This window comes from Mesorhizobium sp. M7A.F.Ca.MR.362.00.0.0 (genome assembly GCF_004023175.1).
Lineage (GTDB): Bacteria > Pseudomonadota > Alphaproteobacteria > Rhizobiales > Rhizobiaceae > Mesorhizobium.
Genome location: NZ_RZTF01000391.1, coordinates 1 through 3,325, shown reverse-complemented (window position 1 = coordinate 3,325; position 3,325 = coordinate 1). Strand labels below are relative to the sequence as shown.

Sequence of the window (3,325 nt, the reverse complement as noted above, 5' to 3'; positions counted from 1 at the left end):
CGATCTCGGGCGCCAGCGTCTCGATCATGCCGAGATAGTCTGACGTCTTGAACTTGGCAGCGGTGACCAGCGCCTTGCAACCGACCTTGTTCAGCGCATAGTCGAGCTCGGTCAACCGATAGGCGGGGTTGATGTTGACCAGGATCAGGCCGATGCGGGCGGTGGCGAACTGCGTTACCAGCCACTCCCAGCGGTTGGGCGACCAGATGCCGACGCGATCGCCCTTTGCCAAGCCCAGCGCCAGGAAGCCGGCGGCCAGTGCGTCGACCGTGTCCGACAGTTCGCTCCAGGTGAAGCGCTTGTCCTGGTCGACGAAGACTGCGGCGTCGAGCGTGCCGTATTTGCTGACGGTGTCGGAAAACAGCGCGGGGATGGTCTTGTCGAGCAGCGGCACGCTGCGTTCGCCAGAGACATGCGCCCTGTTGTCGACGGGTGCCACGAAGACACCGCCAGCACGCGCGCCGCGTCCGCGCAGATTGCTGGCATTCTTCAGCTCGTCGAGATTGACCGGCATCGCTCTCTCCTCCCGGGACTAAGTGCGTCGCGCTGAAACAGAATCATGCGACGCGTTCTAGGTCCTTGCTTTTATGCATGTCGTTCTCCCAAAACCGAGATCACTTTGGGCGACATGCATTAGCCGAGCCTATCAGCCTGCCGGAGTGGAGGAAATCCCGCCGATGGTCGTCAAAGGGCAACGATCCGGTCAACGATGCTCCGGAGCTTCGCGTTGGCTGACGAAGCGCGCCAAAACGAAAAAACCCGCCTGGGCGGCGGGTCACCGGCGCAAATCAGCACCATGGGCAAAAATGTAGCATAGCTGCCCTCACCGGTCAAGGAAATAATTCCTATCCGGCCGCCGCCGCCATCTTCGCGGCAATGTCGCGCAAGAGCGCATCATCCGCCGCCGCCCGTGTCTTCTTCGACGCCACCAGACAGGCCTGCGAGCGCAGGACGAGGCCATCGCCCAGCACCTTGAGATGATTGGCGCGCAGCGTCGAGCCGGTGGTTGTGATGTCGACGATGACATCGGCCAGACCGGCCGCCGGCGCGCCTTCGGTAGCCCCCAGGCTCTCGACGATGCGATAGACCTGGATGCCGTGCTTCTGCGAGAAGAATTGCTGCGTCAGCCGCCAGTATTTGGTGGCGATGCGCAGCCGCCGGCCATGGCGCTGCCGAAAATCGGCGGCGACGTCGTCGAGATCGGCCATGGTGTCGACATCGAGCCAGATGTCGGGCACGGCAACCACGACATCGGCATGGCCGAAGCCGAGACGGGCGACGATTTCGGCACGAGTCTCCCAATCGGCGAGGTTTTCACGCACCAAATCCTCGCCGGTGATGCCGAGATCGACGGCGCCCTGGCCGATCTCGCCTGATATTTCGGAAGCCGACAGGAACACCACTTCGACATCGTCCAGGCCCTCGACGCGGGCGTGGTATTTGCGCTCGTCGCCGGGCAGGCTGACGGCGAGGCCGGCTTTGGCCAGTACTTCCAGCGCCTGTTCTTTCAGTCGGCCTTTCGACGGGATCGCCAGCGTGATCATGGCGCCGTCTCCCGCAATGCCTCGATGCGGTCGAGCCAGACGGAAAAGCCGACGCCGGGGATAGGCGTCTTCGCGCCAAGCAGGGTCAGCAGCCGGTCATAGCGGCCGCCGCCGACCAGCGGCCGGTCGCCATTGTCGGCCGCGATTTCGAAAACCAGGCCGGTGTAGTAATCGAGCGGGCGGCCGAAGGCGGCGTCGTAGCGGATTTTATCGGCCGGCAAGCCGTGCGCCTCGATCGCCTTGGCGCGGGCAGCGAACTTTTCCAGCGCGACATCGAGCGACAGCCCGGCGCCGGTGGCGAAGGTCTCCAGTGCCTGGGCCGCGCCATCAAGCGGAACGTCGATCGCCAGAAAATCCTTCAGCGCGGAAAAAGCCTCGCTCGACAGCCGAACGCTGCGCAATTCGGCTTTCTCGATCAGCCGCCGCGCAATGTCGGACGGCGCGCGTCCGGCGGACGCCGACAGGCCCGCCTCTTCCATGCCGCTGGCGATATGGGCGGAAAGACCGTCCAGATCACCGTCGAGGACGAGGGCGGCGACCGGACCGGAGAGCTGGCTGTTGCGCGGCGGGTTGGCGAGATCGGCGAGTGCCGCCTCAAGCATCGGCGCCGAGCCGAAGGCGCGGGCAAGGCGCATGCGCCAGCCGCGCGGCAGGCCAAGGGCGGCCAGCACCGCCTCGAAAATGGTCTGGTCGCCTAGCGTGATCGCCAGCGCCTGACCAGGCAGCACCAGCGACAGCAGCGCATGCGCGTCGGCCACCGAGCGGGCATCGGCTCCAGCGGTATCGCGGTCACCGAGATCCTCAATGCCGGCCTGGAAGAACTCGTTGCCGCCTTCGCGGCGCTGGCGAAACACCTCGCCCAGATAGGAATATCGGCGGGGTGTGCCGGCCTGCGAGCTTATGTGGTCGAGGCAGACGGGGATGGTGAATTCCGGCCGCAGGCACAGCGTCTGGCCGGTCTCGCTTTCGGTCAGGAAGATGCGGCGGCGCAAATCCTCGCCGGCCATGTCGAGGAAGGGGTCCGCCGGCTGCAATATGGCGACCTCGACGGCGTGCGTGTCGCGCGTGGCGAAGAGGTTGGTGATGTCGGTGGAGATGGCGGGGGTGCGGGAGGTCAACTTCCTGACCTCAGTGCTGCACGACCCTCTGGTCCCAAACCAGAGGCGCCAACGCGGCCTCTACTTGCCACGCGCCCTCTCCTCAGCCTGCGCCGCCAATATCTTCTTCACCTCGGCGACCAGTTCGCCCTCCGCCACCGTCACCTGCGCCGGGCGGGCGGCGCGCCATTCGGCGTTGTCGGTGATTTCGGCAGACATGCGCGCGCCTTCGATCAGGTCCTTGATCTGCAGTTCGCCCTTGGCGCGCTCGTCGCCGCCCTGGATGATGGCGACCGGGCAGCCGCGCCGGTCGGCATATTTGAGCTGCGCCTTCATGCCGGCGCCGCCGAGATACATTTCGGAACGGATGCCGGAGGCGCGCAGCTCCGCCACCATCTTCTGGTAGCGGCCGAGGCTGTCGGTGTCCTTGTCCATCACCAGCACGACGACAGGCGCGATCACGTCCGAGGCGTCGAGCTTGCCGAGGTTCTTCAGCGCCGTCATCAACCTGGAGACGCCGATGGAAAAACCGGTCGCCGGCACAGGCTCTCCACGAAAGCGCGACACCAGGCCATCATAGCGCCCGCCGCCACCGACCGAACCGAAGCGCACGATCTGGCCGTCTTCGTTGGGGATTTCGGCCAGAAGCTCTGCTTCGAGGACGGGGCCGGTGTAGTATTCGAG

General features: G+C 65.4%; 3 protein-coding genes and 1 pseudogene (1 of these 4 cut by a window edge). All 4 read right to left on the bottom strand.

All coding sequences use genetic code 11. The annotated features are described in order from the left end of the window. Positions 1–514, bottom strand: a pseudogene (locus tag EOC06_RS30960) (AMP-binding protein); it reaches 1,263 nt to the left of the window's first position. A gap of 331 nt (positions 515–845) precedes the next feature. After that, a complete protein-coding gene (gene hisG / locus EOC06_RS30955) occupies positions 846–1,544 on the bottom strand; it encodes an ATP phosphoribosyltransferase (protein ID WP_128309576.1) in 699 nt (232 codons plus the stop codon). Further along, positions 1,541–2,662 carry an ATP phosphoribosyltransferase regulatory subunit gene (locus tag EOC06_RS30950; protein WP_128309575.1) on the bottom strand — a complete coding sequence of 374 codons (1,122 nt, stop codon included), beginning with the start codon at positions 2,660–2,662 and terminating at the stop codon, positions 1,541–1,543. Before EOC06_RS30950 ends, hisG begins: the two co-directional genes overlap by 4 nt. Positions 2,663–2,722: 60 nt before the next feature. Then, positions 2,723–3,325: His/Gly/Thr/Pro-type tRNA ligase C-terminal domain-containing protein (locus tag EOC06_RS30945; protein WP_206631292.1), on the bottom strand; the 603-nt coding region annotated here is incomplete at its 5' end.

Coding starts and splice junctions, on each gene's coding strand:
- hisG (WP_128309576.1), bottom strand. CDS start 1,544: ATGATCACGCTGGCGATCCCGTCGAAAGGCCGACTGAAAGAACAGGCG.